The organism is Afipia dichlorophenoxyacetatis (assembly GCF_055386385.1).
Genome location: NZ_AP029250.1, coordinates 2,275,773 through 2,300,747 on the forward strand (window position 1 = coordinate 2,275,773; position 24,975 = coordinate 2,300,747).

At 60.5% G+C, this 24,975-nt stretch carries 22 protein-coding genes; 14 read left to right on the plus strand and 8 right to left on the minus strand.

Annotated elements, in window-relative coordinates:
• Positions 1–129: 129 nt before the first annotated feature.
• Genes arsC through ACZ5C3_RS10680 form a run of 3 tightly spaced genes read right to left on the minus strand, consistent with a single transcriptional unit; the run spans position 130 to position 1,579 of the window.
• Positions 130–549, minus strand: a complete 420-nt coding sequence (gene arsC, locus ACZ5C3_RS10670) for an arsenate reductase (glutaredoxin) (RefSeq protein WP_464037511.1) — start codon at positions 547–549, stop codon at positions 130–132.
• Positions 546–1,226, minus strand: a complete 681-nt coding sequence (locus ACZ5C3_RS10675; protein ID WP_464037512.1) for an aquaporin — start codon at positions 1,224–1,226, stop codon at positions 546–548. Before ACZ5C3_RS10675 ends, arsC begins: the two co-directional genes overlap by 4 nt.
• On the minus strand, positions 1,223–1,579 hold the full coding sequence (locus ACZ5C3_RS10680; protein WP_464037514.1) for an ArsR/SmtB family transcription factor: 357 nt from the start codon (positions 1,577–1,579) through the stop codon (positions 1,223–1,225). Before ACZ5C3_RS10680 ends, ACZ5C3_RS10675 begins: the two co-directional genes overlap by 4 nt.
• A gap of 42 nt (positions 1,580–1,621) precedes the next feature.
• Here ACZ5C3_RS10680 and ACZ5C3_RS10685 point away from each other — a divergent pair, with 42 nt between their 5' ends.
• From ACZ5C3_RS10685 to ACZ5C3_RS10695, 3 genes are all read left to right on the plus strand, one after another.
• Positions 1,622–2,146 (plus strand): DUF6428 family protein, encoded by a 525-nt coding sequence (locus tag ACZ5C3_RS10685; RefSeq protein WP_464037516.1) that lies wholly within the window; start codon positions 1,622–1,624, stop codon positions 2,144–2,146.
• The gene (locus ACZ5C3_RS10690) at positions 2,107–3,321 is read left to right on the plus strand and encodes an MFS transporter (RefSeq protein WP_464044693.1); all 1,215 of its coding nucleotides are present in this window, start codon (positions 2,107–2,109) and stop codon (positions 3,319–3,321) included. The genes ACZ5C3_RS10685 and ACZ5C3_RS10690 overlap by 40 nt, the downstream gene beginning before the upstream one ends.
• A 92-nt stretch (positions 3,322–3,413) precedes the next feature.
• The gene (locus ACZ5C3_RS10695) at positions 3,414–3,839 is read left to right on the plus strand and encodes a hypothetical protein (RefSeq protein ID WP_464037518.1); all 426 of its coding nucleotides are present in this window, start codon (positions 3,414–3,416) and stop codon (positions 3,837–3,839) included.
• 52 nt (positions 3,840–3,891) lie between these two features.
• On the opposite strand, the gene ACZ5C3_RS10700 is transcribed toward ACZ5C3_RS10695, so the two are convergent.
• Positions 3,892–4,299, minus strand: a complete 408-nt coding sequence (locus tag ACZ5C3_RS10700; protein ID WP_464037520.1) for a hypothetical protein — start codon at positions 4,297–4,299, stop codon at positions 3,892–3,894.
• A 555-nt stretch (positions 4,300–4,854) separates the two neighbouring features.
• On the opposite strand from ACZ5C3_RS10700, the gene ACZ5C3_RS10705 reads away from it, so the two are divergent.
• The 6 genes from ACZ5C3_RS10705 (at position 4,855) to ACZ5C3_RS10730 (ending at position 12,589) form a co-directional block, all read left to right on the plus strand.
• Positions 4,855–5,679 (plus strand): outer membrane protein, encoded by an 825-nt coding sequence (locus ACZ5C3_RS10705; RefSeq protein ID WP_464037522.1) that lies wholly within the window; start codon positions 4,855–4,857, stop codon positions 5,677–5,679.
• Between the two features lie 279 nt (positions 5,680–5,958).
• Positions 5,959–8,076 carry a PA5441 family protein gene (locus tag ACZ5C3_RS10710; RefSeq protein ID WP_464037523.1) on the plus strand — a complete coding sequence of 706 codons (2,118 nt, stop codon included), beginning with the start codon at positions 5,959–5,961 and terminating at the stop codon, positions 8,074–8,076.
• A gap of 305 nt (positions 8,077–8,381) precedes the next feature.
• Positions 8,382–10,487, plus strand: coding sequence for a PA5441 family protein (locus ACZ5C3_RS10715; RefSeq protein ID WP_464044694.1), 2,106 nt, complete (start codon positions 8,382–8,384; stop codon positions 10,485–10,487).
• Entirely contained in the window at positions 10,481–11,242 is a 762-nt protein-coding gene (locus ACZ5C3_RS10720; RefSeq protein ID WP_464044695.1) for a DUF3142 domain-containing protein, read from the plus strand. Before ACZ5C3_RS10715 ends, ACZ5C3_RS10720 begins: the two co-directional genes overlap by 7 nt.
• Positions 11,243–11,378: 136 nt before the next feature.
• On the plus strand, positions 11,379–11,879 hold the full coding sequence (locus ACZ5C3_RS10725; protein ID WP_464037526.1) for a sugar O-acetyltransferase: 501 nt from the start codon (positions 11,379–11,381) through the stop codon (positions 11,877–11,879).
• Positions 11,880–12,094: 215 nt separating this feature from the next.
• The gene (locus ACZ5C3_RS10730) at positions 12,095–12,589 is read left to right on the plus strand and encodes a GDSL-type esterase/lipase family protein (RefSeq protein WP_464037528.1); all 495 of its coding nucleotides are present in this window, start codon (positions 12,095–12,097) and stop codon (positions 12,587–12,589) included.
• A 133-nt stretch (positions 12,590–12,722) separates the two neighbouring features.
• On the opposite strand, the gene ACZ5C3_RS10735 is transcribed toward ACZ5C3_RS10730, so the two are convergent.
• Together ACZ5C3_RS10735 and ACZ5C3_RS10740 are read right to left on the minus strand one after the other, a co-directional pair.
• Positions 12,723–14,012: a hypothetical protein gene (locus tag ACZ5C3_RS10735; protein WP_464037530.1), complete on the minus strand. Its 1,290-nt coding sequence runs from the start codon at positions 14,010–14,012 to the stop codon at positions 12,723–12,725.
• A gap of 110 nt (positions 14,013–14,122) precedes the next feature.
• Positions 14,123–15,052: a LysR family transcriptional regulator gene (locus tag ACZ5C3_RS10740; protein ID WP_464037532.1), complete on the minus strand. Its 930-nt coding sequence runs from the start codon at positions 15,050–15,052 to the stop codon at positions 14,123–14,125.
• A gap of 131 nt (positions 15,053–15,183) precedes the next feature.
• Between ACZ5C3_RS10740 and ACZ5C3_RS10745 the strand changes: the two genes are divergently transcribed.
• The 3 genes from ACZ5C3_RS10745 (at position 15,184) to ACZ5C3_RS10755 (ending at position 20,299) form a co-directional block, all read left to right on the plus strand.
• A complete protein-coding gene (locus ACZ5C3_RS10745) occupies positions 15,184–16,488 on the plus strand; it encodes a CitMHS family transporter (RefSeq protein WP_464037534.1) in 1,305 nt (434 codons plus the stop codon).
• A gap of 85 nt (positions 16,489–16,573) precedes the next feature.
• Positions 16,574–18,226 carry a tannase/feruloyl esterase family alpha/beta hydrolase gene (locus ACZ5C3_RS10750; protein ID WP_464044696.1) on the plus strand — a complete coding sequence of 551 codons (1,653 nt, stop codon included), beginning with the start codon at positions 16,574–16,576 and terminating at the stop codon, positions 18,224–18,226.
• A gap of 69 nt (positions 18,227–18,295) precedes the next feature.
• Positions 18,296–20,299 carry a 3-hydroxybutyrate oligomer hydrolase family protein gene (locus ACZ5C3_RS10755; protein ID WP_464044697.1) on the plus strand — a complete coding sequence of 668 codons (2,004 nt, stop codon included), beginning with the start codon at positions 18,296–18,298 and terminating at the stop codon, positions 20,297–20,299.
• A gap of 31 nt (positions 20,300–20,330) precedes the next feature.
• Here ACZ5C3_RS10755 and ACZ5C3_RS10760 read toward each other — a convergent pair whose 3' ends face one another.
• Together ACZ5C3_RS10760 and ACZ5C3_RS10765 are read right to left on the minus strand one after the other, a co-directional pair.
• Complete coding sequence (locus tag ACZ5C3_RS10760; protein WP_464037539.1) at positions 20,331–20,699, minus strand: hypothetical protein; 369 nt, start codon at positions 20,697–20,699, stop codon at positions 20,331–20,333.
• Positions 20,700–20,776: 77 nt separating this feature from the next.
• A complete protein-coding gene (locus ACZ5C3_RS10765) occupies positions 20,777–22,522 on the minus strand; it encodes a tetratricopeptide repeat protein (RefSeq protein ID WP_464037541.1) in 1,746 nt (581 codons plus the stop codon).
• Between the two features lie 296 nt (positions 22,523–22,818).
• On the opposite strand from ACZ5C3_RS10765, the gene ACZ5C3_RS10770 reads away from it, so the two are divergent.
• Together ACZ5C3_RS10770 and lepB are read left to right on the plus strand one after the other, a co-directional pair.
• Positions 22,819–23,622 (plus strand): hypothetical protein, encoded by an 804-nt coding sequence (locus ACZ5C3_RS10770; protein ID WP_464037543.1) that lies wholly within the window; start codon positions 22,819–22,821, stop codon positions 23,620–23,622.
• Positions 23,623–23,652: 30 nt separating this feature from the next.
• Positions 23,653–24,828 carry a signal peptidase I gene (gene lepB, locus ACZ5C3_RS10775; RefSeq protein ID WP_464037545.1) on the plus strand — a complete coding sequence of 392 codons (1,176 nt, stop codon included), beginning with the start codon at positions 23,653–23,655 and terminating at the stop codon, positions 24,826–24,828.
• The last annotated feature ends 147 nt before the right edge of the window (positions 24,829–24,975 follow it).

Below are 24,975 nucleotides of genomic sequence, written 5' to 3' on the forward strand. Positions count from 1 at the left end.
CTAAACCGTTCGCGCCGCTTGGCGCTGGGATAAGCTTAGCAGCAAGGAGTCGCGATACAAATATGCCGGCCTGGCCGCGCGAGGCTGAAAGGTATTACGGGGTGGGGCGGGGAGCGCCGCCGGCAAAGGCTAGTGACCAGCGCGCGCCGATGTATTGATGACTTCGCCGTCTTCCTTCACGAACTCGCCGATGTCCGGATTGGGAAGGATGTCGAGCACAGCCTCCGACGGGCGGCAGAGCTTGACGCCTTTCGATGTCACAACGATGGGCCGATTGATCAGGATCGGATGGGCGAGCATCGCCTCTAACAGTTGATCGTCCGAGAGCGAAGCGTCACCGAGCTTCAACTCCGCATAAGGCGTGCCTTTCTCGCGCAGCAGTGCGCGTACCGAAATGCCCATCGCTGCAGTCAACTCTTTCAATCGCTCGCGGGACGGCGGGGTCTTGAGATATTCGATGATGACCGGCTCGACGCCGCTCTGGCGGATTATCGCCAGCGTATTGCGCGAGGTGCCGCAGTCGGGATTGTGATAGATCGTGACGGTCATACGCTTGCCTCTTTGGCTTTAGGATTAGTGAACAGCCACGACGCTACGGCGAGCGCCAACAAGGCGCCGGCGAACTCGGCTGAGATAAATCCGGGCAGATCGATGGGGCGAATGCCGGAGAACGTGTTGGTGAGGGATCGCGCAATCGCGACCGCAGGATTGGCGAACGAGGTGGACGCCGTGAACCAATAGGCGGCGGTGATATAAAGCCCGACCAACCATGGTATTGCATCGGCCTTGAAGCGGATTCCGCCAAGGATGGTTGCGATGAGGCCGAAGGTGGCGACCGCTTCCGCGATCCACTGCGCGCCGCCCGTGCGCATTTTCAAGGACAGATCGACAACAGGCAGCGCGAACATCAGATGGGCGATAATCGTTCCGGCAATACCGCCAGCAACCTGCGCTGCGATGTAGAGCAGGGCGTCGCGCCAGGCTAGCTCACGCTTGAGCGCAAACACCAGCGACACCGCCGGATTGAAGTGCGCGCCCGAAAGCGGACCAAGGATGCTGATGAGCACCACGAGGATTGCGCCGGTCGGCAGCGTATTGCCGAGCAGCGCAAGGGCCGTATCTCGCGTCAGCGATTCCGCCATGATGCCCGAGCCGACGACGGTGGCGACCAGCAGCCCCGTGCCGAGAGCTTCCGCCACGAGGCGGCGAGGGAGATCGCCAGTCATTGACGCACTCGCTTTTTCGCGGGCGATGGTTTGCACGATGGCGCAAGGGCAGGCGCGCAAATCTCCGGGCGGCCCGCGCAACAATCCTTCATCAGGAAGTCGATCAATCCGCTTAGCGCATCGTAATTGGCGGCATAGATGATGGATCGCGACTCCCGCCGTTGCAGCAGAAGGCCGGATCGCTCCAGTTCCTTGAGATGAAAGGACACATTGGAGGCGGAGACGCCAACCTCATCGGCCACCGCGCCGGCGGCGACACCATCTTCGCCCGCCTTGACCAGAAGCCGCACGATGCTGAGCCGTGTCTCCTGCGAGAGCGCGGCGAAACAATCCAATGCTTGACTCTGATCCATATTTCAATATTCCTTGAAATGTCAAAATGAGGTATAGCCGCAATGCTGAACTCTGCCAAGCCCATTCCTCTTTCGCTGCCGCCCGCCGGAGAAATCTCAACGCGTACCTTGTTGTCCGAGCTTGCTGCGCACGCCTCAAAACAACTGATCTTTTCCTATGACGGGCAGGACGTGCTGCCGGGTTACCACGTCACCGAGGTGAAGGACGGCCACTTCGAGGCATTGGACTGCGGCGCCAATCCGGAAGCGTGGCGCGAGACTTTCATTCAGTTGTGGGACGTGCCCGCCGAAGACGACCGGACGCATATGGTTGCGGCAAAATTCTCCGCGATCATGAACAAGGTTCGTGATCGGATCGCCTATGATTCAGATGCGAAGCTGACCTTTGAGGTCAGTGACGGCCTGGGTGCCATTAAGCTGTACAGGGCAGACACCATTGCGGTCGACGCAAGCCGCGTCACCGTCACCTTGTCGCGCCGGCCCGCGAGCTGCAAGCCACGCGACCGCTGGCTCGAGGAGCAGGACAAGTGCTGCGGCTCTTCGAAAGCGCAATCGTGCTGCACTTGAGAGAGTCGAAGCAGCTTCCCGTCATCCTTGCACTGGGCACGACACAAACGCTGGCATGGGCATCGAGTTACTATCTTCCGGCCATCCTCGCAGATCCGATCGCTCATGAGCTTGGAATCTCGGTCAACTGGTTCTTCGCGTTTTTCTCCGCAGCTCTGGTGATTTCGGGGTTGCTCGGCCCGCGCGTCGGACGCCAGATCGATCTGGTCGGCGGGCGTCAGGTTTTGTCGATCTCAAATCTTGTGTTTGCGGCGGGGCTGGCAACGCTTGGAAGCGCGCACTCGCTACTCGTGCTCTCTGCCGCGTGGCTCATGCTGGGGGTCGGCATGGGCCTCGGGCTCTATGACGCAGCCTTCGGTGCGCTTGGCCGCATCTACGGTGACAAGGCGAGATCGGCGATCACCGGGATCACGTTGCTCGCTGGATTTGCCAGCACGATCGGCTGGCCGCTCTCCGCATGGGGATTTGAGACCATTGGTTGGCGCAACGTCTGCTTTGCATGGGCGGTCGCGCATATTGCGATCGGCCTGCCACTCAATCTTTTCTTTCTGCCGCAGGTCGCGCGCAGCGCAACTCCTGAAATCAATCGGCCCAAGCCGCATATCCCGATTGATCGCACAATGATCCTGTTGGGCTTTACCTTCGCGGCTGGATGGACGGTGGCCGGCGCAATGGCCGCCCACCTTCCGCGCATCCTTGAAGCCGCTGGCGCGACGAGCGTGCAGGCGGTGGCGGCGGGAGCCTTTATCGGTCCGGCCCAGGTGCTCGCGCGTATCGTGGAAGCCAGCTTTCTCAATCGATACCATCCGCTGATCTCCGCCCGTCTCGCTTGTCTGACGCATCCGATTGGCGCTGCTATTCTTGCGATGTCTGGCGGTGTCGGGGCCATCGCCTTCGCGATCTTTCACGGCAGCGGCAACGGCATTCTCACCATTGCACGGGGCACGTTGCCGCTCGCGATCTTCGGTCCGGACAACTATGGATATCGGCTCGGTATCCTCGGTGCGCCGTCGCGGGTTTTGCAGGCCATGGCACCCCTGGCATTCAGTGTTCTGATCGACTGGATGGGCGCAGGCGTGCTGATGGTGACCTCCGTGCTGAGCCTGTCGGCATTCGCCGCGATGTGTCTGGTCAGGGCGAAGGCGCCTGCGGCCGCGAGTGTCGCTGTGAACTGATACAGAGAGCGGCGGCGATAATCGGCGTCGCCGCCGCCACGGCGATCGGTTCGGCCGATACGGGCTTAAGGGCATTGTAGCCGGAAAGTCTGGTGATCGCGTTTGCCGAGCGGGTCTCAGGTGGGGAGATGATCTCCGTCGACGCTTTGCCCGATTTTATCAAACAGTTTTTTGTGCTGGCCGTTCTGTTCTTTTTCATCTCGTTGCTGATCGTGACGCTGCAGGCGAGGGCTCACGCCTTCTACGCCGATCCCTTACAACAGCCGACGGCGACGCTTTGGAAGTGCTTGCTCTCCATGGAGTGTATGCGCATTTTCGTGATCTACATCCTGCTTTTGAATGAAGCGACGGTCGGGCTGCGCTCCCCCAGGGCGTTAGGCACATACATACTTCTTCACGCGACGGCTCCTGCGACGCTGATTTTTTTCACCAGCCTCATTGGTTTGGTGATGTGGCCACTGGTCTTCAAAGCTTGCCATCGCTTTGGTGTGCTGGGAGAGGGGCGCGGAGGCGAGTAGGCTTTGAGGAAAACGAGATCGCATAGCGGTCTTCCGCAATGTTGCGACACGTTCAGGTCAGCACCTCGTATGGCGAGGTCAATGTGCTGAACGTCTTGAAGATTTCCGACGATAAGAGGGCTTCAGAGTCCTCGCGAAGGCAGTAGTGGTCTTCCGTGCCGCCATCGCTGCGATATATCCCGAGCGTGTAACAGAGCGCACCCGTCGCGCTGTCTCGGGTCACAGTATTAGCTCTGTCGGAAAAGTCGCTCCACAGCCCTTCCGATAAACACTCGTTCGGGTACTCACGCCTGATGCGCGAGACTTCGGCGAATAGGCGAGCGATAACGTCCGCTTCAAGGTCGAACGAGTAGCTCCGCATGACATTTCGCCGCCACGGCATTCCTTTGACGGGATAGGTTAGCGTCGCCCCACAATTGGCGATCTCTTCGTCGCAACCGAACTGGCAGCGAGCGAGCATTCTCGGTTCCCACCCCGGTCGGAAATAGTAGAGAAGTCGCTTCATAGAACCATCATACCGTACGTGCCGATGTCCGCTATAGGATGCTGCGAAGCAATTCTCCAAAGACCTCAAATGGGGCGATCTTTGCTAGGCGGCAACCTCCGGCGCGCATCCCTACGCCACCAATAGAGCAGAACATTTTCTCCGATGAGCCAGCTCGCCGCGAACATCCCGGTCCAAAGCAGGTAAACCCAGTTTTCTACGCTGATCCAATCGAGAACGTATGTGCCGATAGGCGTCCTATGGAATGTCCGCTCGTGGGGCGGCTGCCGACGGGCAGCTAACGAAGGCTCTAACCGTTAAGTTAGCGCCTATGGGGCTACGCTCCCCCGAAGCCGGTCCGGTTGTCAGCTTCGAACCGTTAGCCGCCTGTCGCTCAAAGGCCACACTGGGTGCAACTTGTTCGCCGGTGCCGCCAAGCCCAAGACGAGTATCGCTGAGTCCAAGACGGGGTTTCGTCTGGTCCATATTCCTCAAAGCTTGTGGATTCATCATTCGCGCGAGGAATGGGCCGTGAAGAGCTTGAAAATCTTTGGTTTGGCAGTGCTTGCCATTCTCGGCGTCACGTCGATCGCTTCGGCCGCGGACACAGGGGGCGCACCTGGCTGGAGCGGTTGGTACGTTGGCGTGAATGCTGGCGGAGGCTGGGGACATTCCAACTCGGGTGCCGTCTTCGCTCCAAGGTCAAGCCTCGATACGGCTGCGGTTGACTCGACTTCCAACGCGCTCAACGGCGCGCTGGGGGGCCTTCAGGCGGGATACAATGTGCAGACGGGTGCCTTCCTCTTTGGTTTCGAAACCGACATCCAGGCCACCGGCCAGCAAGGTGACGCGCAATCGACTGTCACGCAAACTTCCCCAACGGTATGTCAGCCGTCCTGCACGCCGCCGCGGCCGCCAACTGTGACGAAGGCGCCCTTCGACACCGCACAAAAGCTACCGTGGTTCGGTACGCTTCGCGGACGGATCGGTGTGACCCCGTCGGCGGGTTGGTTGGTCTATGCAACGGGCGGGCTTGCCTATGGTGAAATAAAGACCAACTCGACCTTGACTGTCCCGCCAGTGGTCTGTGCCTTTCCATGTACCGGTACGCCGGGCGGGTCTGTCGCTGGCAATTTCAGTCAAACCAGAGCCGGGTGGGTCGTGGGCGCGGGTGTGGAAACAGCGCTCGCTGGAAACTGGACCGGCAAGCTCGAATATCTTCACGTGGACTTCGGCGACGTCAGTAACACTCTCCCACCCATCCATATCATTCCCTTCACTGGGACCTTGAGAACGAGTGCCCGACTGACGGACGAGATCGTGCGCGTCGGTGTGAACTATCATTTCGGTGGGTAAGTCCCGCCAAACACCAAACGCGGCACGCGCGAACGTCGGTCCCTTGCTGCTTCACCCCATTATCGGGCGAAGTTAAGCTCATTTCCCATGTGCGCGGGAGCGGGGCGATGTCTCCGCTTTGCGCCAGCCACAAACATTTCAGGACCGAAAAGCTGGCGTACCTCTGCTTATTAGCTGAGGTCGCTGGACTGCTTTGTGCAGAAAACTTATGAGTTGCGAACTGGATCAATTTCTCGTCGAACGATAATTCTTTGGGTCCAGAGATGGCCGGGGGAAGTGATGGGCAGGCGTTTCGGTTTGTGGATGTCCGGGTTGGCGTCGCTGCTGGTGATGTCGCTGTTGTTGATGTCGCTGTTGTTGATGTCTCCGGCATCCGCGAGCTGGGATGGCGGCTGTTCGGCCACGTGGAAGCTCGTGACCCCCGCACTGACCGATTGCAATAATCTGCCGGCACTGGGGCCAGGCAACGACACGCGCGTCAATCTTCTGCTGCTGCTTTTCGATCGGGACGGGACGCCGCCTGAGAGACTATCCACGGATCTCCCCGCCACCGATCCCTTCGCCGGTCGCTGGAGTGATTTTCGTGGTCGCTTTTTCGCTATTCCGGCCGAGGAATCGACAGGCTACCCCGATGGGGAAGGCTCACGCTGCCGCAGCAACGCCAGCGGTGCGAGCGGATACGACGCGGCGCTCGATGCCGCATCGGACCTGCCGCCGGACGAGCGCACGATCCTGCACACCGCAAGAAAAGCGCTCGCGCCGACGTGTGGTGACAAATCGCCAGCTGCGACGGTCAACGATGCCGTCCAGCATCTGCGGTCCACATCAGGTCAGGCATTTGCTACTTATCTGAACGGCGCGACGGCCTTTTACAACGGGCAGTTCGGCGAGGCCGCAACTGCGTTCTCCTCGCTCAAGGAGAGCGCGCAGCCGTGGATTGCCGAGACCGCCGCTTACATGGCTGCCCGTGTCGAGGTGAATCTCATGCAAGCCGGTGCCTTCGACGAATTTGGAAATTTCCAGGACGTCAGCAAAGTCGACCAGCAGGCCGCAGCCCGTGCGGAGGCGAGCCTCAACGCCTATCTTCACGACCATCCGCAAGGGCAATACGCGGCCTCCGCGCGCGGCTTGCTCCGTCGGGTCAGTTGGCTCGCCGGGAGGAACGACAAGCTCGCCGCGCAGTATGCCGAACTTCTCGCAATGCCCCCGGCAACGCGGGGCATCAGTGACGATCTCCTGGCGAGCGAAATTGATAACAAGCTGCTGCCGCAACTCACGCTGCAGATGACCAGCGATCCAATCTTGCTCGCCGTCATTGACCTGCAGCGGATGCGGGCGACCGATCCTGCTGAGAAGAAGGCCTCCATCGGGCTTGATGAGCTGGAGGCGCAGCGCGCTGCCTTCGGAGCCGCATCGCCGCTGTTCGACTATCTCCTTGCCGTTCATGCGTTCTATATCGATCACGATAACGCCGCTGTGCTCAAGTTGCTTCCGGACGCCACAAAAAGACGTGACGGCGATCATCTGTGGTTCAGCCGCCAACTCTTGCGGGGCTTGGCGCTGGAGGCGGCAGGCGATCGCAATGCGCGTGGCTTCTGGATCGAATTGTATCCCGGTGCGACGAAGCCCTTGGAACGGTCTGCCATCGAACTGGCTCTGGCGATGCATGACGAGCGACACGGCAGGCTGCAGGACGTGTTCGCGACTGGTTCGCTGGTCAACAGCCCAACAATTCGCGAGACGCTTCTCACCAACGTGGCTCACGCCGCATTGCTGCGGCAACAATCGCGCGATCCCGCCGTGCCTGAACGCGAGCGAAAGCTGGCATTGTTTACATTGCTCTATAAGGAAGTAACGCGGGGCTACTACAACGACTTCCTTGCCGATCTTGCCGGGGTGTCTTCGGATGCTTCCGCCGACAGCTCTGTTGTTGCTGGGGGAGGCGGACATCCGTCACTCAGTGTGTTCACTCGGGCGAAGCTAGCCGGCGACTTCGATTGCCCCGCGTTACGCCCCACTGCGGAGGCACTCGCACGCAATCCGAACTCACTGCATGATCGTCTCTGCCTCGCCGAATTCGTGCGTATCAACGGCATGGACAGTGAGTCGGTCGATACACAACCTCCCAAAGACCAGCTCGGGGGGACGACCTCGCTGTTTCCCGGCAAGCCCTATGCACGTGCCGCAACCTATCAAGCGATCATCGCCGACACGCGTGCACCCGCTGCGGATCGTGCGTACGCTTTGTTCCGCGCCATCAATTGCTATGCGCCGTCAGGCACCAATCAGTGTGGCGGGACTGCCGTTCCGAAAGCGCAGCGCAATGCCTGGTACAATCGCCTGAAGCAGGACTATTCGTCGTCACCTTGGGCCAAGGAGTTGCGCTACTGGTGGTGAAAACGATGCGCTGCTGATCTGTGTGGTTGGTCACCGGCATCGTGAGGTGAGGGGCGCCGCGTTCGGTTGTCAGCTTCGAACCGTTAGCAGCCGAGAGTCGACCAAACGGTATGTCCGCTTTTGCGCCAGTTACGAACATGTCAGACCCGAAAAGCTATTGTGCCTTTGCCGATCAGCTCAGGTCGCTCGACAGCTTTGTTCAGAAAACCTGGACTGCTTTGTGCGGAAAACTTATGAGTTGAAAACTTGATCGATTTCTCGTTGCAGGATTAATTCGTTAGGTCCAGATGGCTGGGGGAAGAGTGATGGGCAGGCGTTTCCGATTGTTGATGTCTGGGCTGGCGTCGCTGCTGTTGATGTCACCATTGTTGATGTCTCCCGCATCTGCGACCGGTGATGGCGGCTGTACGGTCGAGTGGAAGCTCAATACCCCCGCAATGACAGGATGCAGCAATCTGCCAGCATTGGGGCCGGGCAACGATACGCGCGTCAACCTTCTGTTGCTGCTGTTCGACCGGCACGGGACGCCGCCTGAGAGACCATCCACGCAGCTCCCCCTCATCGATCCCTTCGCCGATGGCTGGCGCGGTTTTCGCGAGCGCTTTTTCCCTGTTCCGACCGAGGACACCACAGGCTACGCCGATGGGGAAGGCTCGCGCTGCCGCAGCAACGCGACTGGTGCGAGCGGATTCGACGCAGCTCTCGATGCTGCATCAGACTTGCCGCCGGACGAGCGCACGATCCTGCGCTCCGCACGAAAAGCGCTCGCGCCGATGTGTACGGACAATGCTGCGGCTAAGAGGCCCGACGATGCTGTGCAGCACCTGAGTTCACCCTCAGGTCAGGCATTCGCCACCTATCTTCGCGGCACGATGGCCTTTTACGATGGGCGGTTCGACGAAGCCGCAACCGCATTCAATTCGCTCAAGGGAAGCGCGCAGACCTGGCTTGCCGATACCGCCGCTTACATGGTTGCCCGTGTCGAGGTGAATCGCCTGCAAGCCGGTGCCTTTGACCAATACGGAGATTTTCAGGCCGGCGGCGCCAAGGTCGACCAGCAGGTCGCTACCCGTGCGGAGGAGAGCCTCAACGCCTATCTTCACGATCATCCGCAAGGGCAGTATGCGGCTTCCGCGCGCGGCTTGCTGCGCCGTGTCAGCTGGCTCGCCGGGAAAACCGACAAGCTTGCCGCGCAGTATGCCGAACTTCTCGCGATACCGCCGGCAACGCGCGGCATCAGCGATGATCTCCTGGCGCAGGAGATCGATAGCAAGCTGCTGCCGCAACTCACGCCGCAGATGACCCGCGATCCAATCTTGCTCGCCGTCGTCGACCTGATGCGGATGCGAAAAACCGATCCTGACGAGAAGAAAGCCCCCCTCGGACGTGACGAGCTGGAAGCGCAGCGCGCTGCCTTCGGAGCCGCATCGCCGCTGTTCGACTATCTCCTTGCGGTTCATGCTTTCTATATCGCTCACGATAACGCCGCTGTGCTCAAACTGCTTCCCGACGCCGCAAAACGACGGGACGGCGATTATGTGTGGTTCAGCCGGCAAGTCTTGCGTGGCATGGCTTTGGAGGCGACAGGCGACCGCAATGCGCGCGATTTCTGGACCGAATTGCATCCCGGCGCGACCAAGCCCCTGGAACGACCTGTGATCGAACTGGCTCTCGCGATGCACGACGAGCGACATGGCAAGCTCTCGGGCGTCTTCGCTGCCGGCTCGCTGGTCAACAGCCAGACCATTCGCGAGACTCTTCTCGCCCACGTGGCAAACGCCGCGTTGTTGCGTCAACAATCGCGTGATCCTGCCGTGCCTGACCACGAGCGGGAGTTGGCATTGTTTACGCTGCTCTACAAGGAAGTGACGCGGGGCTACTACAACGACTTCCTTGCCGATATTGCCAAGGTTCCCTCCGATGCTGTCGTCGAGGGCGGGATCGTCCCCGGAGGAGACGGACGCGCGCCGCTCGGCAGTTTCACCCAAGCCAAGATGGACGACGACTACGATTGCCCCGCACTCCGGACCGTTGTGGAGACGCTGGCACGCGATGCGCGTTCTCCGCATGCGCGCCTGTGCCTTGCCGAATTCATGCGGGTGAACGGGGAGGGGTTTGACTCGGTCGACACCCAGCTTCCCAAAGACCAGCTCGGGGGCTCGGCCTCGCTGTTTCCCGGCAAGCCCTATGCACGTGCGGCGACCTATCAAGCGATCATCGCCGACACGCGTGCACCCGCCGCCGATAAAGCTTACGCCTTGTTCCGCGCCGTCAATTGCTATGCGCCATCGGGCACCAATGACTGTGGCGGAGCCACCGTTCCGCGCGCGCAACGAAAGGCTTGGTACAATCGCCTGAGGCAGGACTATCCGTCGTCAAGCTGGGCCAAGGAGCTGCGCTACTGGTGGTAAGAACACTGCGGCTGCTGATCTGTGCGGTCATCCTGCTCGGGGTAGGTCCACCGCTGCGCTCCCAAGAATCGCGCGTTGAAGAACCGCGCGTTGACGCGTCAAATCAAGCGTCGCGCGGTATTGATGCGCGAGATTATGATTCCTTTTGGCTGTGGGCTGGTGTCCGGTCGCAACCGGTGCTCGCCAACGCCAAGCGCATCTATTTGCTGCACGGAGAGGTCAAGGCAGCCCCGCCGATCCATCTCGTCAACTTGCGGCCAGCGTTGCCGCATGTCCAGGGCTCGCAAGTTTGGCTCGTGGTTCGGGTCGAAACGCTCGCGTGGCCGCCCGAGTTGTACGAACAGCTCCTGCAAGGACTCGCCAGATGGCGTGCCGCCGGCAACAATGTCGTTGGCGTGCAGATCGATTTCGATGCGCGTACGCGCCATCTCGATCGATACGCTCAGTTTCTCGCAGACCTACGCCAGCGTTTGCCCTCCGATTGCGGGCTCAGCATTACCGGACTTCTCGACTGGAGTGCGAATGGAGATCCAGCTGGTCTCGACGCCCTGAAGGGAATTGTCGACGAGGTTGTGCTGCAGATCTACCAGGGCAGACACGTCATTCCGGGATATGCCACGTATCTTGCCAAATTGGGACGGATGACGGTGCCGTTTCGCATCGGATTGCTGCAGGGTGGGGAATGGGAGCCACCATCTACGCTGCAGCTCAATCCTCTCTTTCGCGGCTATGTGGTGTTTCTGCATAATCGGTAACGTGTGTTCGCTTCTGATTTTTACTGATTGTGCCAATGTGCCGGACACATGCTCGACCTCGCTCGCAGGATAATAACGAATGGCGAATGATGATCGCTCCATAATAATTCCGAGACGGACGCCGGAATCCGCGGCCATGTCGGCCAACGTCAAACGCGCGATGGCGATGACCGCTAAACTCAATCGTTTGACGTACGACGATGCGGATGAAGTCCGGGCTGTGTTCAGCGATCTCATCGGCAAGACGGTGGACGACAGCTTTATATTGATCCCGCCATTCTACACAGCCGGCGGGGTCGATATCCGTGTCGGACGCAATGTCTTCGTCAATCAGAACTGCACGTTCTATGACCTTGGCGGGCTCGACATTGCCGACGATGTGATGATCGGGCCGAACGTGAGCCTTATCACGACCGGCCATCCCCTTGAACCGTCCCAGCGGCGCGCGGCCGTGATCGCAAAGCCCATCGTGATTGAGAAAAACGTATGGATCGCAGCCAATGCCACGATCATTGGCGGCGTGAGGGTGGGCGAAAACTCTGTTGTTGCGGCAGGCGCCGTCGTTACCAAGGACATTCCCCCGAATACCCTGGTCGGAGGAAATCCGGCGAGGGTCATTCGTTCGATAGCGGACTAGAGAAACATCTTCCGTCGAATATGCGAGATAAGGAAGATCCCGTAGTCCAAACGGGGCATGCGATGATCAACCGGCCATGTTAAACGATCAATATCAGCCAATGGTGATTGCAGGGCTGGTTGAAAGCTGATCCCGCCGTTCAACGCCGTTGCCTCGGCAAGGACCCGCCGTCACCACCCTTGCGGAGCTGCCACCACTTTTTTGAGGATTTGAAAATGTCGATGAAACGTTTCCTCGTCGCTCTCGCCGCATTCGGAATGCTTGTCCAGGTTGGCGCGGCTCACGCCGCCACCGTTGTCGCGCTGGGCGCGAGCAACACCGCGGGGAAGGGTGTATCGCAAAGCGAGGCATTTCCAGCTCAGCTTCAGGGCATGCTTCGCGCGCGGGGGCTCGACGTGACCGTCATCAATGAGGGGATCAGCGGCGACACCACAGGCGGAATGCTGGCGCGGCTCGATAGTGCCGTTCCGAAGGGCACCCGAGTCGTTATCCTTCAACCCGGCGGCAACGACATGCGAAAAGGCCAGACCAACGTCACCGGCGAAATCCAAAGCCGTCTCCACGCCATGGGCGTGAGGGTTGTCATGGTGCCGAACGGGATGTTCCGCGGCAAGCCGCACCAGGTCGACGGCCAGCACCTCACCCCAGAGGGCTATCGCATGCTGGCGCAGCAACTGGTGGGCCCGGTCGCGAGCGCACTGCGCAAGTAGCCGCCTCGTGCAGGGTCTTCGGTGCGCTTCGATGTGAAGCGCACATGAAAGCGCCTCAGAGGGGCGGCGATGGTTCTGACCGCAATGGTTGAGTGACCAGCGTGCTCCGATGCGTTCACAAACTCGCGGCTCATCACGCGGATGATCCGGTGCGTTCAGTCGCCAGCCTGACCGCCTGCATGCGCTGTCGCACGAGGATGTCGATCGATATTCCAAGCATCAAAATAAATGAAATCGTCATCGGGAATCGATAGCCGATGTCCCAGTGGAAAAGGGCGGCCTGTCCAAGAAAGAAGCAGACAAAGAGGCCGCTGACGACGAAGACAGCGTCGATATTGCCAAGGTTCTGGCTCCGCATGGCGCGCCGCAGGTGTATGGCGGGGATCGCCGAGAGGACGATCATGAGCCAGACTCTATCTCTCGTGATGGCGTACGTGAGTTTCTCGATGTAGATGCGGGCGACCGTGAGCGGATGCTGCGCGACGATGTCGAAATACGCGTCCCGCAGAACATCGTAGTAGTGCTTGCTGATGTATTTTACATTGGGGTCGATGGCTCTGGCGTGCTCAAATCCATTGGTATCGTCCCAGATGATTCCGAAGGGATTACCGACAACGCCCAGACCGATATAGAGATTGTGCCAGATGCCGTGGGTTTCCATCTGTCCGGATGGCGCCAGACCATAGGCAAGGTTTCTGAGCGTGAATACTAACAGCGGCGCTTGATACGATGCGAGCAGTACGCCCAAAACGACGGCGTAAAAGCCAAGATGACGAAGCGTTCGCGGGACGGAGAGGACTTTGTACGCCAGCGCGCAATCAGCGGCCACGAGCCCCATGAGGCCAATCGCTTGACGGAGCAGGCTGGCGAGCGCGAGCGCGGCGACCGCAGCAACAAGCCATCCGATCGCTGATTTTCGCTTATCGAAAGGCGACGTCGTCAAGATAACAAGCGCCGGCATCATCGCGAGACACGCACCGCCAAATTGGGCGGTGTGCTGGCTGAAAAGCAAATAGTGACCTGAGGCGATAGGCGCCAAAGCGAGAAGCGTGATGGCGACGAGCGGCAGTCTCAGCCACACCAGGAGCCCGGCGAGGGCAAAAATGCCGAGGGCGTTGATCAACGCGTTCAGGACAGTGACGTCGGTGTAATCAATCAAATTTCCGCTCAACGCGGAATAAAGGTCGAGAAAAAGCGCGTGGCCCGGATCATCGGCTGCGTTGATCTCGGCGATGGGGCGAATCTGCGCGCCGTCGCAGATGACAAGGATCTTGCCTGTTGTTCGCGCGCATTCGGCGGACCGCAGATAGGCTTTTACGTTCCCATAAGAAGGTTTTGAGAGGGCTTCAGTTTTCGCAGCTTTCCAGCCTTGTGCGACGACGGATAGGACCAGCAACCCGAAAACGAGCCATTTCCACTTCAATTGAGCCTCCCCCAGTCCCCGGCTCAGGTTTACATGCTCATATGACCACCGCAACCCCGGGGGCCTATGGAATGATTGGGCTCAACGGCATTATGCGGGGTGAGATCAGCTCACGTCCGGTGTGACGCGTGGGACGCGTAACCGGCCAGCGCGGTGTTGAGATTTTCCGCGAGAAAATCCGAGAACGCCTGCGCGATCGGCGGCAGCGTGCGGTTGGCTTTCTTGATCAGATTGATCGGGCGCGAGAAGTTGGCGTCGTTGATCTTGCGGCTGCGCAAGGTGCGCTCCGCCGCGATTTCACGTGCGGATATTGGAAGGATGGCCAGCCCAATGCCGGCCTTCACCATGCCGATGGCCGTCATCATATAGGTTGCTTCCGACGCCGGATTCGGCGCTGCGCCTGCTTTCCGGAATGCCGCGTCCGTCACCGCGCGCACGCTTGTACCCTGATACATCAGAATGAGCGGATGCTCGGCGAGGGTTGCCGCGGTCACCTTGGCTGCGTTGGCGATGGCGTGGTTCTTCGGATAGACCACCACCATCTCGTCGCGCGCGGCAAACAGATTGGTGACATCGGGAAACTTCGTATCGCCTGCGGTCAGTCCAAGATCGACATCCTCGGAGCGGACGAGTGTGAGCACATCGCGCGCGATGACATCTTTCAGCACGAAGGTGACGCCGGGATAGTCCTCGCGAAACTGCTTGATGACATCGGGCAAAACGCCCGCCGCAAACGAGGGCAGGGCCGCGATGCGCACGACGCCGCGCCGCTCGGAGGCGATGTCCTGCACATTGAGCAGAACGGAATCGAGATCCTGCAAGGCGCGCTCCAGCGCGGGGAGCAATTGCTGGCCGATGCGTGTGAGATCCACGGAGCGCGGGTTGCGATCGAACAGCCGCAGGCCCAGCGCTTCTTCGAGCCGCTTGATCTGAACCGTCAGCGTGGGTTGGGAGATATGCAGGGCGGAGGCGGCCTGCGTGAAGCTCCGCAACTTCGCAACCGCAACAAAAGACCGCAACTGTCTGACGCTGACATCCATAGAGGTTCTCTATCGCTGCGATTGAATCATTTCAATTGCATAATACATCGGCAGGCCCTCAAGCTTTTTTGAAAACGCGATCGGCGCCGCCCCTTGGGCCGCGGTGCAAGAAGACTGTGGGGAAGCTTTCGATGCTGGCTTTGTTGGGTGTTGCGACCATTGTGCTGTTGCTCGTGGTCATCATGACGAAGCGGATGTCGCCCCTCATCGCTCTGATCCTGATCCCGCTGATTGCGTGCCTGATCGGCGGCTTCGGCTGGAACACCAGCAAGTTCATCGTTTCGGGCCTGCAGAGCCTCGCGCCCGTCGTCGGCATGTTTGTGTTCGCCATCCTGTTCTTCGGTGTGGTGACGGACGCGGGCATGCTCGATCCGATCATCGACCGCATCCTGCGCACCGTCGGCACCCGGCCGACGCGGATCGTCATGGGCACCACGCTGCTGGCGCTGTTGATTCATCTCGACGGCTCCGGCGCGGTGACGTTCCTGATCACCATTCCCGCGATGCTGCCGCTCTACGATCGCCTGGGTATCGACCGCAGAATTCTGGCGTGTGCGGCGTCGCTCGCGGCGGGCGTCAACTTCCTGCCGTGGACCGGGCCGATGATCCGCGCCTCCGCGTCACTTAAGCTGCCCATTCCTGAGATCTTCAATCCGCTGGTGCCGGTGCAGATCGTCGGCATCATCTTCATCTTCGCGGTGTCGTATTGGCTCGGGCGGCGGGAAGAGAAGCGGCTCGGCCTGACGGGTGGAGCGTCCATCGACGTGATCGCGCAGCGCAAGTTGACCGATGCGGAGCAAGCGCTGCGTCGCCCGCAGAATTTCTGGATCAACATCGTGCTCACCGTGATCGTGCTCGGCACCATGGTGGCGCTCGGCGACAAGCTGGCTCCCGCCATCGTGTTCATGGTCGGCACGTGCCTGGCGCTTCTGATCAACTATCGCAGCGTCGATGATCAGCGTCAGCGCATCGATGCCCATGCCAAGGCGGCGCTCTTGATGGCGTCCATCCTGCTGGCGGCGGGTGTGTTCACCGGCATCATGCAGGGCTCGGGCATGCTGAAGGCGATGGCGCAGACGGCGGTGGGTTTCGTGCCGGTGGAGGCTGCGCGGTTCATGCCGGTGGCGCTCGGCGTGGTCTCGATGCCTCTTAGTCTCTTATTCGATCCGGACTCGTTCTATTTCGGCGTGCTGCCGGTGATCGCCGAAGTCGGTGGCCAGCTTGGCGTCTCCAAGGTGCAACTGGCGCAGGGCGCATTGCTCGGCCAGATGACGACCGGGTTCCCGGTCAGCCCGCTGACGCCGGCGACTTTTCTTGTGGTAGGCCTCACCGGCATCGATCTCGCCGATCACCAGAAATTCTCGATTCCATTTCTTTTCGGCGCGTCGCTCATCATGACGATTGCGTGCGTGGTGTTCGGCGTGTTCACTTTCTAGTCTATAAGTGCGGCGGCTTCAGTCGCCGTATCAAAAATCGAGACATGAAGCTCGATGCAAAAATGTTCAATAGGGTGGAAATAGCATGAACCGTCATTTGACCCGGCACCTTGCGGTCACAGCGCTTTGCAGCGCGGTGGTTGGCATCGCCGTGCCATTCGCGGCCGCGCCCGGGATGGCTGCGACCCACTGCGCCCAGCTTAAAGAGTTCAAGCCAGCGAACGTGCAGATCGATACGGCAGAGCCGGAGCAGGCCGGACATTTCAAGATGCCGGACGGCGTCGAGTTAAAGGACGCGCCCGCGTTCTGCCGTGTGCACGGCACGGTCTCGCCAGTGGCGGATTCCAAAATCGGTTTCGAAGTCTGGCTACCGACGACCGACTGGAACGGCAAGATCGAGATGTTCGGCAACGGCGGCTACAGCTCGAAGATCGCCTATGCCGCACTCGGCGAACAACTCAAGCGCGGCTATGTGGTGGTCGGCACCGATACCGGCCACACTGGAGACGATCCCGATTTCGCTGTGGGCCATCCAGAGTCGATCGTCGATTGGGGCCATCGCGCAGTGCATGAATCCATCGTCGCAGCAAAAACGGTGGTGAACGAGTTCTACGGCGCGCATCCGAAGTATTCCTATTTCTCGGGCTGCTCCACTGGCGGCCATCAGGCGTTCATGGAAGCGCAGCGGTATCCAACGGATTTCAACGGCATCATCGCGGGCGATCCGGGTCACAACCGCACGCATCTCAATGCCGGCTTCCTCTGGCAGTTCGTCGCCAACCGGACAAAGGCGCCGGACGCGACGCCGATCATTCCGCCGGCAAAGCTCGCGGCAGTGTCCGCTGCGGTCCTGAAAGCTTGCCGCGGCCGCGATGGCGGTCTTGCGACCGACAAATATCTCACCGCGCCGGAGGAGTGCGGCTTCCAGCCGAAGGACATCGTCTGCAAGGGGGGGGATGCGCCGGATTGCCTGACGCAACCCGAGGCCGATGCATTGACCGCGATGTATCAAGGGGCGCGCAATCCGCGCAACGGTGAGGCGATCTATTATGCATGGCCGAAGGGCAGCGAGAATTCCGGACAGGTGGTGAAGGCGCTGCCGGGCTGGAGTCTTTATTGGGCCGACCCGAAGGATGCGACCAAGCCCGCGCGCGCCAGCTTCTGGAAGGTGTGGGCGTTCAACGATCCGGAGTGGGACTGGCGCTCGTTCGATTTCGACGCGGGCATGACAGCGGTGGACGACAAACTCGCGGGGACCATCAACGCGATGAATCCGGATCTGTCGGCCTTCCGCGCGCAGGGCGGCAAGATGATCCAGTATCACGGGCTCGCCGACCCTGTGGTGCCGCCGCGCGACTCGATCGATTACTTTGAATCCGTTCAGCGCTTCCAGGCGAAGTCGGACACTGCGCCTGCGGACGTCACCGCCGATTACTATCGGCTGTTTCTCGTGCCGGGCATGGAGCATTGCCGCGGCGGCGAGGGTGCCAATGTGCTGGAGACGCAGATTGCGCTGGAGCAGTGGGTCGAGCACGGCAACGCGCCGGCGCAGATCGCCGCGACCAAGTTCGTCAACAACAAGCGCGACGACGGTGTCGAATTCACGCGGCCGCTGTGCCCGTATCCGCAGGAGGCGCGCTTCTCAGGCAATGGCGACAACAAGGTTGGCGCCAACTTCACCTGCGCCGACGGCCATCGCTATCCGAAGCCGCTGACCGCCGAAACCTATCGGCGCTGACAACAACTCACCTTCGCAGCGAACATTCATGTTCGCTGCCTCTCGCTTCTTGCAAAACGGAATGCATCCATGATCCAGCGCCTTGCTCTCGCTTCACTGCTTGTCGCCACATCGATTGTCGCTGCCCATGCGCAGGACAAGCCGTCGTGGCTGCATGAAGGCGACACGCTCCACACCGACGGACAGTCGAACGATCTGGTGACTGCGGGCCTCGGCGCGGACGCCATGGGCAAGACGCCGCCGCCTTACGCGGACCCGGAGCATCCGACCGCTGCCGAGCTGCGCCGCGCATCGATTTTCTTCCGCGCGAGTAGCGGGCAGGGCTATGGACGGCTGTTCGGGCCTGCGGTCGATCACGCGAGCGGCAAGGTTTTGGACGACAACGGCAAGATCGCAGGCGATGAAATTCTCGCTTACGAGGACGATGGCAGCGGCAAGCAGAACGTCGCCATGCTGCTGCAGATCCCGCAAAACCTGAGCACTGAGCGCCGCTGCATCGTCGCTATTCCTGTCGCGGGCTCCGCAAGCCTTTATCGCGACATCGTCGACTTCGGCTATTGGGGCCTGCGGCATCGTTGCGCCGTGGTCTACACCGACAAGGGCCACGGCAACGGCTTTCATCTGCTCGAGACCAACACGGTGGACGTGCTCGATGGCCGCATGATGCCAGCGGGCGAGGCGGGCAAGTCCGCGCATTTCCGCGCCGATCTCGATGACAGTGCGCGTCAGGAATTTCTCGCCAAGTGGCCGCATCGCGTGGCGTTCAAGGCGGCGCATTCGAAGCAGAATCCGGAGAAGGACTGGGGTGTGAACGTGCTCCACGCCGTGCAGTTCGCATTCTTTGAACTTGCCAAGCGCGATCCGTCCTTTACCCGCGACAAGACCATTGTCATTGCCACCGGCAGTTCAAACGGCGGCGGCGCGGTGCTCTATGCCGCGGAGAAAGACACATCGCATCTGCTCGACGGCGTCGTGGCGCGCGAGCCGCAGGTGCAGTTGAAGCCGGACGATCGTGCGGTGGTGAAAGTTGGCACCATCGAGCGGCGCGGCACCGGCCGCACGCTGCTCGACTATTTCTCCTTCGGCAATCTCTATCAGCCGTGCGCGGTGCTGGCGGTGGCTGACATTCCGCTGAAGGATCGCGTGCCGTATGCCGCAAACCGCTGTCAGTCGTTGCACGACAAAGGCCTGCTCAAGGCCGACACGCTTGAAGGGCAGGCGAAGGAAGCGCTGGAGCGGATGCACGCTTACGGCTGGGACAAAGAGACCGACATCGGCCATGCGTTCGGTTACTTCGTCGCGCCCGATGCCACGGCGACGAAGTATGTCAACGACCATGGCCGCTTTGACCTGCGCGATCGCATCTGCGGGTACAGCTACGCCGCGACCAATCCGGAAGGGCGGCCCATCGCGGTGCCGTCTGCACAGGCGGCGCAGAACTTCGCCATTGCGCCCGGTGGTGCACCGGCAGGCCTCATCGATGTGGTGAACGACAACGATCCGACCGGGCCGCGCCGCAGCTGGCTGTCGGCATCACCCAGCACGGGGCGGCAGGACTTCAATCTCGACGGCGCGATCTGCATCCGCGATCTGGTGGTTGGTAAATCGCCGGAGGCGCAGCGGGTGCAGGCGGGCGTGAACGAGTTCGTCGGATCGGCCAAACTCAACAATCTGCCGACGATCATCGTTCACGGCCGCAGCGATGACCGTGTGCCGGTGAGCTTCTCTTCGCGTCCGTTTGTGGCGCTGAACAATCTCACCGACGGCGCCGCGTCGCAGTTGCGCTACATCGAGGTGACCAACGCCGAGCACTTCGGCACGGATCTGCCGGGCTTTGACACGCGCATGGTGCCGCTGGTGCTTTATCACCTGCGCGCGCTCGATCTGATGTGGGCGCATTTGACGGAGAAGGGCAACCTGCCGCCGAGCCAGGTGGTGCGCACCACGCCGCGCGGCGGTGAGGCGGGCAAGGCGCCGCCGCTGACGCTCTCCAACGTGCCGCCGATTTCCATGACGCCTGCGGAAGGCGACGTGATCAATGTCAAGAACGGCACGGTGACCATTCCGGATTGAGCTGACTTGCGGCGCCCGGCGCTTTCAGCGTTCAGGCGCCGCATCGTTGCGGTGCGTCAAAACTCATCCATTGGCGGCGAAGCCGCGGGAAACCCATTGCGCCACCCGGTTTTTCGTTCCACACTTGAGATAGCGGCTTTTTCGGCCGTAGCCTGATGTTTTTATTGTCGTATTTTTTGTGAGAGTCATTTTTATGGATTACGAAGACCGTCCCGGTGACGATCGTCGTCACATAGCCAAACGAATTGCAGAGTTGGAAAAAATGCTCCGCTCGTTGCAATGCACGAAGCGAAGCACGAAGCGCCTCCACAACATCGCCTTGTCCGCTGAGGTTTCGGCGGTTGCCGGAATGCTCTTGTCGCAACGTGAGGACGCGATCGGCGATCGATAACCAATCCAATCGGCAGCTTCAAAAAGGTATTTGCGAACGGCACTTGCAAAGACCGCCGGCCGCGCGGGGAGACCGCGCGCACTTGCTCATGGAGTGACGCCGAGCGCCTTCAGTTCGGCATTGGCAGCATCCCACTCGTCGAAACTGTGCGGGCAATCGTTTGCCGCCAGACGGAAGAGGCGCGTTGCTTCATCTTTCGCCCCCTTCGCCAACGAAAGCTCGCCGCTGTAGAAGTTAGCCTCGCAGACCTGGCCCTTTGTCTTGGTGGCATCCGGATCGTCGGCGGCTGCAAGCACGGCAGCAGGCGTCATCTGGTCCATGAACATTTTGACGACAGGCGCCGGCCAGGCAGTCATGTCGAGCTTTGAGCTCGCCTGCGCGAGATGGCTCGGGAGATTGTTGCGCCGGCTGGCGATATCCGCCCACAGCGCGATATACGCGCTGCTTGGTGCATTCGCATTGGCCTCATTGAAATCAGCCAGCGCCTTTTCGGCTGAGCCGGTGAACAGATACAAACGCCCGCGCACAAAGTAGCCCAGGGAGAGTTTCGGATCGAGCCGGATCGCCTCACTGTAGTCGGCGATCGCGTGTTCGAAGTCGCCTTTGGTCCTGAAGGCAAGGCCTCTGCCGATGAAGGCCTTGCGGGATTTCGGATTAAGCCGGATCCCCTCGCTGAAGTCGGCGATGGCGTGGTCGGTGTCGCCCTTGTCGATGGAGTTACTGCCGCGATTGATGAAGGCCGAGGCGGATGTGGGATCGAGCCGGATCGCCTCGCTGAAGTCGGCGATGGCGCGGTCGGTGTCGCCCTTGTCGCTATAGGCCATCCCCCGGCCGACATAGGTTCTGGCGTGTGCGGGATCGAGCCGGATCGCCTCGTTGTAGTCAGAAATGGCGTGATCGTTGTCGCCCTTGTCGTGGTAGGCGCTGCCGCGGTTCTGGAACGCCATGGCGAGTTTGGGACTGAGCCGGATCGCCGCATCGTAGTCGGCGATGGCGCGATCATTGTCGTCCTTGTCGTTGAAGGCGTTGCCGCGATTGACCAAGGCCTTGGCGCTTTTGGGATCGAGCCGGATCGCCTCATTGTAGTCTGCGATGGCACGGTCAGTGTCGCCCATGTTGCTGAAAGCGTTGCCGCGATTGTCGAAGGCCACGGCGGATGTGGGATCGAGCCGGATCGCCGCGTTGAAGTCGGCAATGGCGCGGTCGGTGTCGCCCTTGTCGCTGAGGGCTATCCCTCGACCAATGAAGGCCATGGCGTGGGTGGGATCGAGCCGGATCGCCGCGTTGAAGTCGGCGATGGCGTGGTCGTTGTCGCCCTTGTCGTTGTAGGCGCTGCCGCGATTCTGGAACGCCATGGCGAATTTCGGATCGAGGCGGATCGCCTCGCTATAGTCGGCGATGGCGCGATCTTTATTGCCCATGTCGCTGTAGGCGTTGCCGCGATTCTGGAAGGCCATGGCAAGTTTGGGATCGAGCCGGATCGCCGCATTGTAGTCGGCAATGGCGCGATCGTTGTCGCCTTGTTCGTTATAGGCCGCGCCGCGATTGTTGAAAGCCATGGCCAATGTGGGATCGAGCCGGATTGCCTCATTCAAGTCAGCCATCGCGTGGCTGTTGTCGCCTGTGGCGCGATAAGCGGCAGCTCGATTGTTATAGAACGCCGCCAGCTGGGGGCCCTTGAATTTCCCCGACTTGATGCTCTGGGTGCAGTCAACGATCGCAGCCGCGGGATCTTCCGGACTATCGCACGCTTCACCGGCGGCGGCTGGAGAACTCAAGGCCACCAAGGCAGCAAAAAGCGCGCTCCGAAATCTCCAATCCGTGGGGCTCATTGAATCTCCTCGAGGGAATTTTTGCTATCCCGAATATGTATCAGTATGTGGTGTACCGGTTCACATTCAACTGGAATGCGCTGTCATAAGGCAGCGGGACCGATGATTGATGATCGATGTCGCTGCCGTCCGCATGGTTTGTCGCGATCGTCCGTATAAAGCCGATTGATCTCACCGGCCCGGCGCCTCACATGTGAAGGTGCTTCGCGCATGAACCTGGTGGCATCGGCCCTCGACCAACAAGCCGGAGATCGGCTGTTTACTCCGTTCCGGCTCGTCCGAGCCGTGAGATCGTCATGACCATATCCCGCAGAGAACTGCTGATCGCGATGGGAGTTTTGTCAATGGATGCCACGCACGCCGCTGAACCGACCGTAAAGCCTCGCCATGTGCTGTGCTTCCTCGGCGGGAAAGGCGATCTCGCGCGATTGTCGGACGCGGCGTCGCGCGTAATCGAGGAGTTCGCTGCGGGCTTCAGTGTCGACACCACCTATTCGCAGGACGAACCGGACCCTCACATGACCCGCTCGTTCGGTGTCTGTTGGGACCGCGTCGCGCCCCATGCATGGACGGAGGCGGACGAGGCCGCGGTCGCGAACCACAAATCGGTGCTCTACATTCTGGGGCCACGTATGACCGCGGATACTGCCGGGACGTGCTCGATCGGCGCGCTGTTTCTGGTGGATGCCGTCATCAAGGCAGGGGCCGTCGCTGCGAAGGGGGAGAGTGCAGGCGTTGCGCACGGCCTTGCGCGTTGGGGCGAACTCACCAGCGAGGGCGCAGCGGCGCTGCGCGCTGACGATCATGTCGCGTCGCTCCGTGCATGCCGGCTGGCTTTTGCCAAGCGGCCGTTGGCGAGCCCCGTCTATACGGAAACTGTTGGCTTTCACCTTGTCGGCCTGCCCGAAGTCTATGTGGCCAAGACTTACGGCAGCGAGCGCGAGGTGGCCGCGCTGATGGATGACGTCGGCGATGAACTCGCCACGCGCGGACTGCAGTCCGTGCTCGCGGGTCGCAAGGCGCGGCTGTCCCATGACTCGTCCTATCAGCCCGATGACTTCAAGTTCAACCCCTATGGGATTGTCACCATCGACCGCTGACGTCTCCAGCGATTTAATCAGAAGAGTGAAATGACGCGAGATCCGGCCGCGAGCCGCTTGTCACCATGGCTTTCAGTGTGGTTCAGGCCGCGCAAGACCATCGAGCACGTTCCTGCCAATGGATCCGGCTGGCACATCCCGGTTCTGGCTGCGCTGGGCGGCTTTGCAGGGGTCGCCAGCTTCATGATCCAAGTCGGCGTCATTGCGGAGCTAAAGGACTGGCGCGTGTTGTTGGGCGCGGTGCTGCTCGGCGCCGTCAGCAACATTATCCAGCTCTACGCGACGGCTTTCCTCATCGCCTGGGTTGGGCGCAGATTGGGAAGTCGCGCGTCAACATCCGATGTGCGCGCGGCTCTTGCCTGGGGCACGATGCCCGTCATCCTTGCCGGCGTGCTTATGGTCGTACTCGTGCTGAGCTGGAATACGGCCGGGAGTGTGCCGGCCGCGCGATCGTTATCCAATACGCTTCAGGTGATCCTGGGCGCGGGCGGCGTTTGGTTGATGATCATCACGGCGGTGATGCTTTTACAAATTCTGAAACTGGGACGCTGGCGGACGATCTCGGTTTACGTGGTCTGCGGGCTTCTCTCTCCCTTTTTGGTGGCGTTGCTCATCAGGATATTCCTGTTTGAGCCTTTGAGCGTCGCGGCTAGTTCGATGGCGCCGACGCTGCTGGAAGGCGACTACGTCTTTGTCACCAAGGTCAGCTTTGCATCTGAACCGAGGCGGGGTGATGTCGTTGCGTTTGCGGCGCCTAAAGACAAGTCGACCTATCTCAAGCGCGTGGTTGGTCTCCCTGGTGACCGCATTCAGATGAAGAATGGCGAGCTCTATCTCAACGGCAATGCCGTGCCGCGGGAGCGTCTGCCGGATGACAGCGGTCGCGATCGGCCTTGTGGGGAAACGTACGCTGTCATCAAGCGCTGGCGCGAAACGCTTCCGAACGGCGTGAGCTATGAGACGATCGACTGCGTGGACAACTCATACTACGACAACACCCCCGAAGTTGTTGTGCCGCCCGGACAGATGTTCGTGATGGGAGACAATCGCGACAATTCGGTTGATAGCCGCGTGCAATCGGCCTTTGGCACCATTCCCTTGGGAAAGGTCTTCGGCCGTGTGGGCATGATTTTCTTTTCGCGCGTGCCTAAGCCCGACGGCGCGCGCTCGCTTCGTTTCGAACGCATGGGGATGATTATTCACTGAATCTGCGGGGCCATCTCGACATGGCGCTATGGCCCAAAGAGGACACGAGCGACCTCATTCATGTCCGATTTTTCATCAGGCCTTGTTGAACCGGGCCCCCATTTTGCTCGACACATGATGAGTAAGCGGCGTCTGTGAACGATGTCG

Bases quoted from the DNA above. Each gene is read 5' to 3' on its own strand.
- arsC (WP_464037511.1), bottom strand. From the start codon at position 549: ATGACCGTCACGATCTATCACAATCCCGACTGCGGCACCTCGCGCAAT.
- ACZ5C3_RS10675 (WP_464037512.1), bottom strand. From the start codon at position 1,226: ATGACTGGCGATCTCCCTCGCCGCCTCGTGGCGGAAGCTCTCGGCACG.
- ACZ5C3_RS10680 (WP_464037514.1), bottom strand. From the start codon at position 1,579: ATGGATCAGAGTCAAGCATTGGATTGTTTCGCCGCGCTCTCGCAGGAG.
- ACZ5C3_RS10685 (WP_464037516.1), top strand. From the start codon at position 1,622: ATGCTGAACTCTGCCAAGCCCATTCCTCTTTCGCTGCCGCCCGCCGGA.
- ACZ5C3_RS10700 (WP_464037520.1), bottom strand. From the start codon at position 4,299: ATGCTCGCTCGCTGCCAGTTCGGTTGCGACGAAGAGATCGCCAATTGT.
- ACZ5C3_RS10710 (WP_464037523.1), top strand. From the start codon at position 5,959: ATGGGCAGGCGTTTCGGTTTGTGGATGTCCGGGTTGGCGTCGCTGCTG.
- ACZ5C3_RS10715 (WP_464044694.1), top strand. From the start codon at position 8,382: ATGGGCAGGCGTTTCCGATTGTTGATGTCTGGGCTGGCGTCGCTGCTG.
- ACZ5C3_RS10725 (WP_464037526.1), top strand. From the start codon at position 11,379: ATGTCGGCCAACGTCAAACGCGCGATGGCGATGACCGCTAAACTCAAT.
- ACZ5C3_RS10730 (WP_464037528.1), top strand. From the start codon at position 12,095: ATGTCGATGAAACGTTTCCTCGTCGCTCTCGCCGCATTCGGAATGCTT.
- ACZ5C3_RS10740 (WP_464037532.1), bottom strand. From the start codon at position 15,052: ATGGATGTCAGCGTCAGACAGTTGCGGTCTTTTGTTGCGGTTGCGAAG.
- ACZ5C3_RS10745 (WP_464037534.1), top strand. From the start codon at position 15,184: ATGCTGGCTTTGTTGGGTGTTGCGACCATTGTGCTGTTGCTCGTGGTC.
- ACZ5C3_RS10750 (WP_464044696.1), top strand. From the start codon at position 16,574: ATGAACCGTCATTTGACCCGGCACCTTGCGGTCACAGCGCTTTGCAGC.
- ACZ5C3_RS10755 (WP_464044697.1), top strand. From the start codon at position 18,296: ATGATCCAGCGCCTTGCTCTCGCTTCACTGCTTGTCGCCACATCGATT.
- ACZ5C3_RS10765 (WP_464037541.1), bottom strand. From the start codon at position 22,522: ATGAGCCCCACGGATTGGAGATTTCGGAGCGCGCTTTTTGCTGCCTTG.
- ACZ5C3_RS10770 (WP_464037543.1), top strand. From the start codon at position 22,819: ATGACCATATCCCGCAGAGAACTGCTGATCGCGATGGGAGTTTTGTCA.
- lepB (WP_464037545.1), top strand. From the start codon at position 23,653: ATGACGCGAGATCCGGCCGCGAGCCGCTTGTCACCATGGCTTTCAGTG.